10 protein-coding genes are annotated in these 12864 nt (G+C 72.8%); 2 read left to right on the top strand and 8 right to left on the bottom strand.

Annotation, left to right across the window (positions count from 1 at the left end; translation table 11 throughout):
* Nucleotide 1 precedes the first annotated feature (1 nt).
* From obgE to rplU, 3 genes are all read right to left on the bottom strand, one after another.
* A complete protein-coding gene (obgE, locus tag ACT7CP_RS07445) occupies nucleotides 2-1540 on the bottom strand; it encodes a GTPase ObgE (RefSeq protein ID WP_445443942.1) in 1539 nt (512 codons plus the stop codon).
* 119 nt (nucleotides 1541-1659) lie between these two features.
* Complete coding sequence (rpmA, locus tag ACT7CP_RS07440; protein WP_012299161.1) at nucleotides 1660-1914, bottom strand: 50S ribosomal protein L27; 255 nt, start codon at nucleotides 1912-1914, stop codon at nucleotides 1660-1662.
* A 24-nt stretch (nucleotides 1915-1938) separates the two neighbouring features.
* Entirely contained in the window at nucleotides 1939-2247 is a 309-nt protein-coding gene (rplU, locus tag ACT7CP_RS07435; RefSeq protein WP_012038175.1) for a 50S ribosomal protein L21, read from the bottom strand.
* 280 nt (nucleotides 2248-2527) lie between these two features.
* On the opposite strand from rplU, the gene ACT7CP_RS07430 reads away from it, so the two are divergent.
* Nucleotides 2528-2806 (top strand): DUF4031 domain-containing protein, encoded by a 279-nt coding sequence (locus ACT7CP_RS07430; protein ID WP_413963138.1) that lies wholly within the window; start codon nucleotides 2528-2530, stop codon nucleotides 2804-2806.
* An 86-nt stretch (nucleotides 2807-2892) separates the two neighbouring features.
* Here ACT7CP_RS07430 and ACT7CP_RS07425 read toward each other — a convergent pair whose 3' ends face one another.
* Nucleotides 2893-5934 carry an Rne/Rng family ribonuclease gene (locus ACT7CP_RS07425; protein WP_445443941.1) on the bottom strand — a complete coding sequence of 1014 codons (3042 nt, stop codon included), beginning with the start codon at nucleotides 5932-5934 and terminating at the stop codon, nucleotides 2893-2895.
* 305 nt (nucleotides 5935-6239) lie between these two features.
* Here ACT7CP_RS07425 and ACT7CP_RS07420 point away from each other — a divergent pair, with 305 nt between their 5' ends.
* Entirely contained in the window at nucleotides 6240-6848 is a 609-nt protein-coding gene (locus ACT7CP_RS07420) for a vitamin K epoxide reductase family protein (RefSeq protein ID WP_445443940.1), read from the top strand.
* A 64-nt stretch (nucleotides 6849-6912) separates the two neighbouring features.
* On the opposite strand, the gene ndk is transcribed toward ACT7CP_RS07420, so the two are convergent.
* From ndk to ileS, 4 genes are read right to left on the bottom strand one after another with little or no spacing between them, the layout of a single operon-like run.
* Nucleotides 6913-7332 carry a nucleoside-diphosphate kinase gene (ndk, locus tag ACT7CP_RS07415; protein WP_445443939.1) on the bottom strand — a complete coding sequence of 140 codons (420 nt, stop codon included), beginning with the start codon at nucleotides 7330-7332 and terminating at the stop codon, nucleotides 6913-6915.
* A gap of 11 nt (nucleotides 7333-7343) precedes the next feature.
* Nucleotides 7344-7847 carry a DUF4233 domain-containing protein gene (locus ACT7CP_RS07410; protein WP_445443938.1) on the bottom strand — a complete coding sequence of 168 codons (504 nt, stop codon included), beginning with the start codon at nucleotides 7845-7847 and terminating at the stop codon, nucleotides 7344-7346.
* A complete protein-coding gene (locus ACT7CP_RS07405; RefSeq protein WP_445443937.1) occupies nucleotides 7844-9412 on the bottom strand; it encodes a bifunctional folylpolyglutamate synthase/dihydrofolate synthase in 1569 nt (522 codons plus the stop codon). The genes ACT7CP_RS07410 and ACT7CP_RS07405 overlap by 4 nt, the downstream gene beginning before the upstream one ends.
* A complete protein-coding gene (ileS, locus tag ACT7CP_RS07400; RefSeq protein WP_445443936.1) occupies nucleotides 9409-12729 on the bottom strand; it encodes an isoleucine--tRNA ligase in 3321 nt (1106 codons plus the stop codon). The genes ACT7CP_RS07405 and ileS overlap by 4 nt, the downstream gene beginning before the upstream one ends.
* Nucleotides 12730-12864 lie beyond the last annotated feature (135 nt).

Genomic DNA, 12864 nt, shown 5'->3' with positions numbered 1-12864 from the left:
GCTAGGCCTTGTCGTCCGAGGCCGCGTCCTCGTCCGTCGCGTCGTCGTCCGCCCAGAGGCCGGCCTCGCCCTCGCGCACGAGCTGGGCGCGCGCCTCGGCCTTGGCGTCCATGCGCGCGAAGTAGTCCTCGCGACGCGACTGGTTGGTGCGGCGGTTGAGCGGGTCGACGCGGGAGTCGGCGCCGCGGGGGCTCGTGATGAGCTCCGCGGTGGAGGTGAGCGTGGGCTCCCAGTCGAAGACGACGCCGTCGCCCTCGCCGATGACGACGCTGGATCCGGCGACGGCTCCGGCCTTGAACAGGCCGTCCTCGACGCCGAGCTTCGCGAGCCGGTCGGCCAGGTAGCCCACGGCCTCGTCGTTCGTGAAGTCGGTCTGCTGCACCCAGCGCTCCGGCTTGGTGCCGAGGACGCGGAAGATGTCGCCGTAGCTGCCGCCGTCGACGCGGATGCGGAAGGGCTTCTCGTCCACGGCGCGCGGGCGGAGGACGATGCGCGGGGCCTCGGGCTCCTCGGCCGCCTTCGTGCGGGCGTCCTCGACGAGCTCGGCGAGGGCGAAGGACAGCTGGCGCAGGCCCTCGTGGCTCACCGTGGAGATGTCGAAGACGCGGTAGCCGCGGGCCTCGAGCTCGGGCCGCACGAGCTCGGCGAGCTCCTTGGCCTCCGGCACGTCGATCTTGTTGAGCGCGATGAGCTGGGGACGCTCGAGCAGCGGGACCTGGCCGTCGGGGACGGGGTACGCCGCGAGCTCGGTGAGGATGATGTCGAGGTCGGAGATCGGGTCGCGACCGGGATCCAGCGTGGCGCAGTCCAGCACGTGGAGGAGCGCGGAGCACCGCTCGACGTGACGGAGGAACTCGAGCCCGAGGCCCTTGCCCTCGCTCGCGCCCTCGATGAGGCCGGGCACGTCGGCGACGGTGTAGCGCGAGTCCGCGACCTCGACGACGCCGAGGTTCGGGTGGAGCGTGGTGAAGGGGTAGTCGGCGATCTTCGGCTTCGCGGCCGAGATGGCGGCGACGAGGCTCGACTTGCCCGCGGAGGGGTAGCCCACGAGCGCGACGTCGGCGACGACCTTGAGCTCGAGGACGACGTCGCCCTCGTAGCCCCGGGTGCCGAGGAGCGCGAATCCGGGCGCCTTGCGCTTGGTGGTGGCGAGCGACGCGTTGCCGAGCCCGCCCTGGCCGGCCTCGGCCGCGACGTAGCGCATGCCGGGCGTGGCCATGTCGGCCAGCTCGTTGCCGTCGACGTCCTTGACGACGGTGCCGACGGGCACGGGGAGCTCGAGGGCCTCGCCGAGCGTGCCGTGGCGGTGGTCGCCCATGCCGGGGCCGCCGTTGCGGGAGGACCGGTGGGGGCCGCGGTGGTACGGGAGGAGCGTGGTGACCTGGGGGTCGGCCACGAGCACGATGTCGCCGCCGTTCCCGCCGTTGCCGCCGTCCGGGCCCGCGAGGGGCTTGAACTTCTCCCGGCGCACCGAGACGCAGCCGTTGCCGCCGTTTCCCGCCCGCAGGTGGAGGGTCACGGTGTCGACGAATGTCGCCATGGGTGGAGCTCGTTTCTTCTAGAGGTGTCCCTGCAGAACGCACGCAAGGGCGGGCCGAGGCCCGCCCTTGATGTGCTGCGCGGTCATGCCGCTGCAGGGTGTCGTGCTGTCGGCCTGCGTCAGGCCGGGACGACGATGTTGACGACCTTGCGGCCGCCCTTGACGCCGAACTCCACCGAACCGGCGGAGAGGGCGAACAGCGTGTCGTCGCCGCCACGGCCGACGTTGACGCCGGGGTGGAAGTGCGTGCCGCGCTGGCGGACGATGATCTCGCCGGCGCCGACGACCTGGCCGCCGAAGCGCTTCACGCCGAGGCGCTGCGCGTTCGAGTCACGGCCGTTGCGGGTAGAGCTCGCGCCCTTCTTGTGTGCCATCTGCTTCTCCCTGCGTTCTCAGTGCTAGTTGATCTCGGTGACCTGGACGCGCGTGAGGTCCTGGCGGTGCCCCTGGCGCTTCTTGTAGCCGGTCTTGTTCTTGAACTTCTGGATGACGATCTTGGGACCGCGGAGGTCGTTCAGGATCTCGGCGCTGACGGTGACGTCGGCGAGCTTGGCGGCGTCCGTGGTGATGGTGTCGCCGTCGACGAGCAGGACCGCGGGGAGCACGACCTTGCCGCTCTGCTGGTTCTTGACCCGGTCCATCGTGACGATGGTCCCGACCTCGACCTTCTCCTGCCGACCGCCGGCGCGCACAACTGCGTAAACCACTTTTCCGTACCTGTTTTCTCTCGCGGGCTTGACTCACTAGGGACTTGACGCCCTGTGGCCCGAATCATTGGAGGAAGTCTGCCGCAGACGCACGACCCCTCGGGGATCGGCGCATGCCAGCGACTCACGTTACCGGAACGCCGGACAGGGGTCAAACTCCGGACCCCGGGCGTCCTCCGTCGATCATACGCGAGGGTCCGGCCGCCGGGCCGCAACCGCGCCGGGCGCGTCGCGGCGGTCTGCGGATGGGATCGCGTCGACGCCTGCCTATGCTCGCAGGATGAGCGTGCTCCTCGACCGTCCCGCCTGGCCTGCGCACGGGACCCTGTGGGCGCACCTCGTGAGCGACGCGTCGCTGGAGGAGCTGCACGCGTTCGCCCGCGCGGCCGGCGTCCCCGAGCGGAGCTTCGACCGCGACCACTACGACGTGCCGGCCGCCCGCTACGACGAGCTGGTCGCCCGGGGAGCCGAGCCCGTCTCCAACCGCGACCTCGTGCGGCGCCTCCAGGCGAGCGGCCTCCGCGTCACGCAGCGCGAGCGGCGCCTGCCCGGCGCCTGAGGGCCGAACGCGCCGCGGGACGACCGAGGGCCCGGAGCGGATGCTCCGGGCCCTCACGTCTGCGGCCGTCGCGGACGGCCGGCGGATCAGCTGGCGTCGTCCGACGGGGCCGGCGTCGTCAGCGTCGCGGTCGAGACGCGGCGGCTGCGCGAGCGGCCCTGACCCGGCTCCTTGGGCTGCGGCAGCGCGTCGAGCACGGAGCCGAGGAGCTGCTCCGCGTCGGCCGAGCTGACGCGGCGCGGGGCCGTGCGGGCGCTCGCCACCGGGATGTCGAGGATCTGCACGGGCTCGAGGCGGATGGCCTCGCGCGGCTCCAGCGTCGAGAGCGCGGGCTCCTCGACGGCGGTGTCCGCCGGCGTCGGGTCCTCGGCGGGGGCCGTCGGCTCCTCGGCGACGGGCGCCACGGGCTCCGAGCGCTCCTGCTCCACGGTCGCGGACGACGCGCGTCCCCGGCCGCCCCGGCTGCGACGCGGGCGGTCGCCGCGCGGCTGCTCCTCCGCGGCCGCGGCCTCCGGTGCGGTCCGTCCGGCGTCCGGCGTCTCCTCCGGCGTGCGCACGACGTCCTCGACGCGGTCGATGGCGTCGTTCACCGTCTGGATGGTGCTCGTCGCGATCTTCGCGAGGGCCGAGCGCGCGTCCTCGGTGATGCTGTGGGTGCTGGCCGCGGGCGTCCGCTGCTGCTGCTGCTGGGCCTGGCCGCCGCCGTTGCCCCGACCGCCGCCGGTGGACCCGTTGCCGTTGCCGCCGTTGCCGCCGGCGCCGTGCTCCTGGCCCTTGCCGCCGCGACGACGCCCCTGGCCCTGCACGGGCTCCTGGGGGGTCTGCTTGTGGGCCATGAGCGGGTCGTGGTGGATGATGATCCCCCGGCCGGCGCACGCCTCGCAGTTCTCCGAGAACGATTCGAGGAGCCCCAGGCCCAGCTTCTTGCGGGTCATCTGCACGAGGCCGAGCGAGGTGACCTCGGCGACCTGGTGCTTCGTCCGGTCGCGGCTGAGGCACTCCACCAGGCGGCGGAGCACGAGGTCGCGGTTGGTCTCGAGGACCATGTCGATGAAGTCGACGACGATGATGCCGCCGATGTCGCGCAGGCGCATCTGGCGGACGATCTCCTCCGCCGCCTCCAGGTTGTTCTTGGTGACCGTCTCCTCGAGGTTGCCGCCGGATCCGACGAACTTGCCCGTGTTGACGTCGACCACGGTCATGGCCTCGGTGCGGTCGATGACGAGCGAGCCGCCGGAGGGCAGCCAGACCTTGCGGTCGAGCGCCTTCTCGATCTGCTCGCTGATGCGGTGCTCGTCGAAGGAGTCCTTCTCGCCGCGGTACGTCTGCACCCGGTCGATGAGGTCCGGCGCCACGCCGCGGAGGTAGCCCTCGATGATCTCCTGGGCGTCGCCGCCGTCGATCACGAGCTCGCGGAAGTCCTCGTTGAAGACGTCGCGGATGATCTTCAGCAGCAGGTCGGGCTCGGAGTGCAGGAGCGCGGGCGCCTGCGCCTTCTCGACCTGGCTGCTGATCTGGGCCCACTGCGACGTGAGGCGCTCGACGTCGAGCTTCAGCTGCTCCTCGGTCGCGCCCTCGGCGGCCGTGCGGACGATGACGCCCACGTTGTCGGGCAGCACCTCCTTGAGCGTCTTCTTCAGGCGCGCGCGCTCGGTGTCGGGGAGCTTGCGGCTGATGCCGTTCATGGACCCGTTGGGCACGTAGACGAGGTAGCGGCCGGGGAGGCTCACCTGGCTCGTGAGACGCGCGCCCTTGTGGCCGACCGGGTCCTTCGTGACCTGGACGAGCACGCGGTCGCCGGGCTTCAGCGCGACCTCGATGCGGCGCGCGTGGTTGCCGCCGCCCTTGTCGGCGTTCGCGGCCTCCCAGTCGACCTCGCCGGAGTACAGCACGGCGTTGCGGCCGCGGCCGATGTCGATGAAGGCGGCCTCCATGCTCGGCAGCACGTTCTGGACGCGGCCGAGGTAGACGTTGCCGATGAGCGACGCCTCGTCAGCGCGGGCGACGTAGTGCTCGACGAGCACCTGGTCCTCGAGCACGCCGATCTGGATCTTGCCGTCGCGCGAGCGGACGATCATGCTGCGGTCGACCGACTCGCGGCGGGCCAGGTACTCGGACTCCGTGAGGACCGGGCGGCGGCGTCCGGCGTCGCGGCCGTCGCGGCGGCGCTGCTTCTTGGCCTCGAGGCGCGTGGATCCCTTGATCCGCTGCGGCTCGGTGATGAGCTCGGGCTGCTCGCGGGGCGTGCGGACCTTGACGACGGTGCCGGGCGCGTCGTCGCCGTCGCGGCCCTCCTCGCCGGAGCGGCGGCGCGCGCGGCGGCGGACCGACGGGGCGTCGTCCTCCTCGTCGCGGTCGTCGTCGCGGTCGCGGCTGTCACGGCCGTCGCGGCCGGTGCTGCGGTCCTGGCCGCGCCCGCCGCGGCGCGAGGAGCGCGAGGGGCGCTCGTCGCGGTCGAGGTCGTCCTCCTCCTCGCGGCGGTCGTCGCGGCGGTCGTCGCGGCGGTCGTCACGCTCGCGGCGGGCCGGCAGCGGCGCGATGTCCGGAGCCTGGAAGAACACGGAGAGGGACGGGAGCGTGCGGGCCGGGGCGGCGGGCGCCTCGGCTGCAGCGGCCGGGGCCGCCTCGTCCTCGGGTGCCTCCGCGGCGGGTGCGTCGACGTCGGCGGGCGCGTCGACGTCGGCGGGGACCGTCTCCTCGGGCGCGGCGGCGGCCTTGCGGGGGGCCCGCTTGCGGGGCGCCCGGGCGGCAGGCGCGGCGGCCTCCTCCACGGGAGGCGCGACGGGATCGGATCCGGACGCGGGCGCCTCGGCGGACGCGTCGACGCTGGCGCCCTCCGACGAGGAGGCCGCGGGAGCGGATGCGGTGCTGGTGCCGGCGCGACGCGAGCGTCGGGCGACCGGCGTCTCGGGCTGCTCCGGCGTGGACTGGGTGTCGTCGTTCTCGTTCAGGGTGAGGCCCTTCGCTTCGGAGGCGGCGGGCGTGCCGCTCGCCTCGGGGGTCGCGGTCGCGGGGAGGACGGGCGCGCCGTCCGTCTCCGGTGCCGCGTTCGGCTCGGCACGGCGGCCGGTCAGCCGCTCGAAGAGGCTGGGACGCCTCCTGCCGGTGTTCTCGTCTCTCTCCACCATCTCTGGTGCACTCCTCAACCGGTCGGTACGGCCGCGCCGTACCCCGGTAGCTCTCCGAGTGGATCCCCGCCTGGGCGGTTCTCCGTCGATCCTGGTCTGCGACGTCCGGCCCGAGGCTTCGGTCGTGCGCACTGGTACGGAACTGGCTATCCGCCGCCGGACGTGCCGTGCGGCCCGGGTCTGCCCCGGGAAAGACTCTTCATGGCGGTCGTCCCGCGCGGCGGTCCGACCTGCCAGCCAGTATCGCACGCCGACGCCTGTGCGGCCGTCAGGGTCGGCGGTCCGCCGTCTGCCATGATCGCCGCATGACCGCGACCCGGGCCCCCGTGCACCCCCGCTCCCTGGCCCTCCTGCTCGTGGTCACGGGCGTCGTCGGGTGGATCGGGTCGTTCGTCCTCGTGCTCGAGCGGCTGAACCTGCTGGAGAACCCGGGCGCGTCGCTCTCGTGCGACATCAACCCGTTCATCTCCTGCGCGACGGTCATCCGATCACCGCAGGGGTCGCTGCTCGGGTTCCCGAACCCGCTCATCGGCGTCGCCGCGTTCGTCGTGCCGATCGTCCTCGGGATGGCGCTGCTGGCCGGCGCCCGCTTCGCCCGCTGGTTCTGGACCCTCTTCGCGCTGGGCACGCTCGGCGGCTGGCTCTTCGTGACGTGGCTCTTCACGCAGAGCGTCTTCGTGATCGGCGCGCTCTGCCCCTACTGCCTGCTCGTGTGGAGCGCGATGATCCCGCTGTGGTGGGGCACGCTCGCCGCCACCGCCCGCTCGGGGCTGATCCCCGTGCCGTCGGGGATCCGTCGGGCGGCCGACGCCGTGGCCCCCTACACGTGGGCGGTCGTGGTGCTCAACTACGCGATCATCGTCGTCGCCGTGATCGCGACGTTCCCGGCGCTCCTCCCCACGCTCCTCGGCTGAGCGGAGCGGGAGGGACGACGAGGGGCCGACCGGATGATCCGGTCGGCCCCTCGTCGTGCGACGCCTAGAACCAGAGGGCGAGCTCGCGCGCGGCGGACTCGGGCGAGTCGCTGCCGTGCACGAGGTTCTGCGCGACGGCGAGGCCCCAGTCGCGGCCGAGGTCGCCCCGGATCGTGCCGGGAGCGGCGCCCGTCGGGTCGGTGGTGCCGGCGAGCGAGCGGAAGCCCTCGATGACGCGGTTCCCGGCGACGCGCACCGCGACGACGGGGCCGGACTCCATGAACTCCACGAGCGGCTCGTAGAAGGGCTTGCCCTGGTGCTCCTCGTAGTGCTGCTCGAGCAGGGTGCGCTCGGCCTGCACCATGCGGAGGTCGACGATCTGGTAGCCCTTGGCCTCGATGCGGCGGAGGATCTCGCCGGTGAGGCCGCGGGCGACGCCGTCGGGCTTGACGAGGACGAGGGTCTCCTGGACGGGAGCGGTCATGGGTGTCTCTCCTACGGGGTGGGAGCCGGCGGCTCGGTGGTCGGTCGGTGGTCGGTGGGGCGTCCGTCGTCGGGACCCGGGACGCCGTCGGGGCGCGCGGCCGCCTGCTCGTCGAGCATGGCCTGCTCCCAGGCGCCGCGGGCGGCCGCCTTCTCGCGGTCGATGCGGGTGCCCTGGACCATGGCGTAGACCCAGAGGAGCAGGAAGAAGCCGCCGACGGCGTACATGGCCGGCAGCACGAGGCCCGTGAGGACGACGAGCACCTGCACGACCCAGCCGGCGCGGATCCCCGCGCGGGTGCGGAGCGATCCGACGACGGTGAGCATCGCGAGCACGAGGAGCGCGCCGCCGCCGAGCGCGGGCAGCGCCGGCAGGGCCTCGAGGCCGAACGCGACGAGGCTCGCGAGGAACACGACGATGACCTGGAAGCCCATGACGATGGACCCGAGGATCTCGACCGTGGTCCGCGGCGGACGCGGTCGCCGGGTGCGCGCGGGGCGGCCGTCGGTGCTCACGCGGTCTTCCAGCCCTCGTCGAGGGCGTGCGCGATGGCCTCGCCGACGAGCAGGATCGACCCCGTGACGAGTGCGGCGCCCTTCTCGGTCTCGCCCGCGGAGTCGCGCGCGTCGTCGAGGGCGGTGCGGAGGTCGGGCTCGACCGTGACGCGGTCGCGGCCGACGACGCCCACCACGACGCGGGCGAGCTCGTCGGGATCCACGGAGCGCTCCGACGCGGAGCGCGTGACGATGAAGTGGTCGACGACGGGCGCGAGCTCGCGCACGATGCCCTCCGCGTCCTTGTCCTCGAGGATGCCGATGACGGCCGTCACGCGGTCGAAGGTGAAGTAGACGGGCAGCGCGGCGGCGAGCGACGCGGCGCTCGCGGGGTTGTGCGCGGCGTCGACGAGCACGGTCGGCTCGGTGCCGACGACCTGCAGGCGGCCGGGGCTCGTGGCGGTGGCGAGGCCCTCCGCGAGGACGTCCTCGTGGATCGCGTGGTCGCCGCCGCCCAGGAACGACTCGACCGCGGCGATGGCGACCGCCGCGTTCTGCGCCTGGTGCGCGCCGAAGAGCGGCAGGAACACGTCCCGGTAGGTGCCCGCGAGGCCCTGCACGGAGATGACCTGGCCCCCGACCGCGAGGGTCGTGTCGAGGAGGCGGAAGCGCTCCCCCTCCATGGACCAGGTCGACTCGGTGAGCTCCGCGGCGCGGGTGAGCTCGGCCACGACCTCGGGGACCTGCGCGCTCGACACGACGTCGGAGGCGGGCTTCACGATGCCGGACTTGGTGCGCGCGATCTCCGCGACCGTGGATCCGAGCCGCTGCGTGTGGTCGAGCGAGACGGGCGTGAACACCGCGACCTCGCCGTCGGCGACGTTGGTGGAGTCCCACTCGCCGCCCATGCCGACCTCGATCACGGCGACGTCGACGGGCGCGTCCGCGAAGGAGGCGAACGCGAGCACCGTGAGCGCCTCGAAGAACGTGACGGGCTGCTCGCCCGCGGCCACGAGCTCCTGGTCGACCAGGTCGATGAAGGGCTCGACGTCGGCCCAGTTGCGGCTGAGCGCCTCGTCGGTGATCGGCCGGCCGTCGACCACGATGCGCTCGTTGAGGCGCACGAGGTGCGGGCTCGTGAAGAGGCCCGTGCGGAGGCCGGCGGCGCGGAGGATGCTCTCCGTCATCCGGCTCGTCGAGGTCTTCCCGTTGGTGCCCGTGACGTGCACGACCTTGTAGGCGCGGTGCGGGTCGCCGAGCAGCTCGACGACCCGGCGGGTGGCCGAGAGGCGCGGCTGCGGCGCCTGCTCCCCCACCCGGGCGAGGAGCGCCTGGTAGACCTGGTCGCCCTCGCGCTCGAAGTAGTTCTCGTCCTCGACCTCGCGGCCCGCGACGATGGACTGCTCGGCCTCGCGGCGGAGCTCGGCCGCGTCGTCCGCGAAGAGCTGGTCGTCGCTCAGGCCGTCGACGTCGGGGTCGAGGGCGCGCGCCGCGGCGTCGACGCCCTCGTCCGTCTCCGGCTCGAAGTCGTCGTCGCGTCGGATGTCGTCGTCGTCGAAGGGCCGTCCGCCCTGCTGGTCGCTCATGCTCGCTCCACCTCGATGTCCAGGGGGGAACCGCCGCCCACGGTGATGCCGGACGCCGACGGCTCGGCGGCCACGTCGATGCGCAGCGCCACCGCCAGGGTCTCACGGGCGATGAGGTCCCGGAACCGCTCGGCCTGCTCGGCGCCCGCGGCGTCCAGCCGGATCACGAGCGCGATGCGGTCGCTCACGTCGAGCCCCGCGCCCTTCCGCGCGTCCTGGACGTTCCGCACGACGTCGCGCGCGAGGCCCTCGGCCTCGAGCTCGGGCGTCAGCGCGGTGTCGAGCAGCAGGAAGCCGCCGCCCGGCAGGAGCGCGAGCGCCTGGTCGGCGCGGTCGCCCGCCACCTCCAGCAGGAGCTCGTACTCGCCGGCCACGAGCGGCACGCCGCCCGCGACGACCTCGCCGTCCGCCTCGGTCCAGTCGCCCTGGCGCGCGGCCTGGATCACCTGCTGCACGCCCTTGCCGAGGCGGGGCCCCGCGACGCGCGCGTTGACGGTGAGGCGGCGCGTGATCCCCGCGTCGGCGGCGCTCGTGGGGGTCAGCTCCTCGACGGAGACGGCCTTGACGTTGAGCTCGTCGCGGAGGATGTCCTCGAACCGGGCGAGCCCCTCGGCGTCGTCGCTCACGACGGTGAGGCGCGCGAGCGGCTGGCGCACCCGGAGGCCCGACTGCTTGCGGAGCGACAGCGCGGTGGACGCGACCTGCCGGACGCGGTCCATGACCTCGACGAGGCGGTCGTCGGCGGGCAGGTCCGCGGGGTCCGGCCAGTCCTCGAGGTGGACGCTGCGCCCGCCGGTGAGGTCCTTCCAGATCCGCTCGGAGACGAGCGGCAGGAGCGGCGCCGCGACGCGCGCCACGGTCTCGAGGACCGTGTACAGCGTGTCGAACGCCTGCGTGCCGCGGACCGTGCCGTCCGCCTGGGCCTCGACGCCCGCCCAGAAGCGGTCGCGGCTGCGGCGCACGTACCAGTTGGTGAGCACGTCGGCGAAGTCGCGGAGCGCGGCGGCCGCGAGCGTCGAGTCGAGCGCGGTCATGTGCTCCGTGACGTCGGTCACGAGCCGACGGGTGCGCGCCAGGATGTAGCGGTCGAGCACGTCGTCGCTCGTCGTGTCGCGGCGCGCGTCGTAGCCGCCGGGCGCCGCCGAGTTGGCGTAGAGCGAGAAGAAGTACCAGGTGCTCCAGAGGGGCAGGAGGACCTGGCGGACGCCCTCGCGGATCCCCTCCTCGGTGACGACGAGGTTGCCGCCGCGGAGCACGGGGCTCGCGAGGAGGAACCAGCGCATGGCGTCGGATCCGTCGCGGTCGAAGACCTCGTTGACGTCCGGGTAGTTGCGGAGCGACTTCGACATCTTCTGGCCGTCGTTGCCGAGCACGATGCCGTGGCTGACGACGCTCGAGAACGCGGGCCGGTCGAACAGGGCCGTCGACAGCGCGTGCAGCGTGTAGAACCAGCCGCGGGTCTGGCCGATGTACTCGACGATGAAGTCCGCGGGACTGTGCTCCTCGAACCACTCGCGGTTCTCGAACGGGTAGTGCACCTGCGCGAAGGGCATGGATCCCGAGTCGAACCAGACGTCGAGCACGTCCTCGATGCGGCGCATGGTGGAGCGCCCCGTCGGGTCGTCGGGGTTCGGGCGCGTGAGCTCGTCGATGAAGGGACGGTGCAGGTCCGTCGGGCGCACGCCGAAGTCGGCCTCGAGCTCGTCGAGGCTGCCGTACACGTCGACGCGCGGGTACGCGGGGTCGTCGCTCTTCCAGACCGGGATGGGGCTGCCCCAGAACCGGTTGCGGCTGATGGACCAGTCGCGCGCGTTGCCGATCCACTTGCCGAACTGGCCGTCCTTGACGTTCTCGGGCGTCCACGAGATGTCCTGGTTGAGGCGCACCATGTCGTCGCGGAAGTCCGTGACGCGCACGAACCAGCTGGAGACGGCCTTGTAGATGAGCGGGTTCTTGCAGCGCCAGCAGTGCGGGTAGGAGTGCTCGTAGCTGGCCTGGCGGATGAGGCGGCCCTGCGCCTTGAGCATGCGCGTGAGCGTCCTGCCGGCGTCCGACCACAGCTCCCCCGCGACCTCGGGCACGGTGTCGACGAACCGGCCGCCCTCGTCGAGGGACAGGATCACCGGGATGCCGGCGGCGCCGCAGACCTGCTGGTCCTCCTCGCCGTAGGCCGGAGCCTGGTGCACGATGCCCGTGCCGTCGGTGGTGGTGACGTAGTCGGCGACGAGCACCTGCCACGCGTTCTCGGTGCCGAACCGCTCGGTGTCGGCGTAGTGGTCCCAGAGGCGGTCGTACGCGACGCCCTCGAGCTGGCGACCGAGCACGGTGCGGGAGACGGCGGCGCGGGCCTCGTCGGCGGACGCGTAGCCGAGGTCCTTGGCGTAGTTCCCGACGAGGTCCTGGGCGATGAGGTACTCGGATCCGAGCACCTCGGCCGCGAGCTGCACGGAGGAGGCGCGGGGCAGCGAGTCGGGCGCCTCGGAGTCGGGCGTCCCGGCGGGACCCGCGGGCACGACGGCGTAGGTGATGTCCGGGCCGACCGCGAGCGCCATGTTCGTGGGCAGGGTCCAGGGCGTGGTCGTCCAGGCGAGCGCGCGGACGGCGGTGAGGCCGAGCGACTCGGCCTTGGCGCCGACGAGCGGGAACGTGACGGTGACGGACTGGTCCTGGCGCATGCGGTAGACGTCGTCGTCCATCCGCAGCTCGTGGTTGCTCAGCGGCGTCTGGTCGTGCCAGCAGTACGGCAGCACGCGGAAGCCCTCGTAGGCGAGGCCCTTCGTGTGCAGCTCCTTGAACGCCCAGATGACCGACTCCATGAAGTCGACGTCGAGCGTCTTGTAGTCGTCCTCGAAGTCGACCCAGCGCGCCGAGCGGGTGACGTACTCCTCCCACTCGCCCGTGTACTCGAGCACGGAGCGGCGCGCGACGGCGTTGAACCGCTCGACGCCCATCTCCTCGATCTCGCTCTTCTCGGTGATCCCGAGCTGGCGCATCGCCTCGAGCTCGGCGGGGAGGCCGTGCGTGTCCCAGCCGAAGCGGCGGTGGACCTGCTTGCCGCGCATGGTCTGGAAGCGCGGGAACGCGTCCTTGGCGTAGCCGGTGAGGAGGTGCCCGTAGTGCGGCAGGCCGTTGGCGAAGGGCGGGCCGTCGTAGAAGACCCACTCGTCGCATCCCTCGCGCTGCTCGACGGAGGCGCGGAAGGTGTCGTCGCGCTTCCAGAACGCGAGGATGCCCGTCTCGATCTCCGGGAAGCGCGGGCTCGCCGCGACCTGGTCGGGGGCGTGCGGGTCGTCGGGGACGGGACGGGGGTAGGTCATGGCATCTCCTGCGGCGTCGGCTCTCCGCGAGGACGCCCGGATCCGTGTGCGGATCCCCGAGCGCGGTACCACCCCGCTTGCCACGCGACGCGCGGCCACTCTCCTGAGGCGATGACGGGCCCGACCCGTTCGGTT

This window comes from Clavibacter rahimiani (assembly GCF_052654495.1).
Note: the sequence above shows the minus strand (reverse complement) of the source record. Positions and strands in the feature narration are given on the sequence as shown.